The organism is Rathayibacter rhapontici, assembly GCF_001995175.1.
GTDB lineage: Bacteria > Actinomycetota > Actinomycetes > Actinomycetales > Microbacteriaceae > Rathayibacter.
Genome location: NZ_MUKN01000130.1, coordinates 1 through 595 on the forward strand (window position 1 = coordinate 1; position 595 = coordinate 595).

Consider the following 595-nt stretch of genomic DNA (forward strand, 5'->3'; position numbering starts at 1 on the left):
CCGTCCCGCGAGCGCCCCGCGATCCCGCTGACCGCCACGCTCGAGCGCATCCCGCCGTCGAGGCGGCCCGCTCGAGCGCGGCCGTCGAGGCGATCTCCCACCCGGAGGCGACGCCGCTCAGTGCGACGGCGCAGGTGAGCGCGGCCGACCGCAGCACCGCGCGGGGCGCTCGAGGGGGCAGCGTCGCCTCTGCGGCGTCCTGCGCCTCGACGATCGCCGTCAGGGCGAGGTGCAGTCTGGTCGCCTCGCGGTCCGGCCGGGGAGCGATCCGTCCCGGTCCGGCCGAGACCGAGGCGGAGGCGCCCGGGGCGAGCAGCAGTCCCCGTCCGGAGCGCGACGCGTGGGAGCTGAGCAGACCGCTGACGCCTCCCGCCTGATCGACGACCCCCGTCACCGACGGATCGCCGATCGCCCAGACCACCGGCGTGCGGTTGTGGATCGTCAGTCGTCGGCGGTCCTCGTCGACGCAGGCGATCAGATGGCCGGGATCGCCGCCCTCGAGTCCTGGTGCGGAGGCCAGCAGCTCCCGCGCGTCCGCGCACTGCGACGGCGCGCCGGCCGCGGAGGAGGGGAGCGAGGCGAGCGGAGCGATCGC

Annotated in this window: 1 protein-coding gene; it reads right to left on the minus strand. The window is 76.8% G+C overall.

The window, feature by feature from the left end; all coding sequences use genetic code 11:
* Positions 1 to 595: hypothetical protein (locus tag B0T42_RS20370; RefSeq protein ID WP_201788596.1), on the minus strand; the 595-nt coding region annotated here is incomplete at both ends.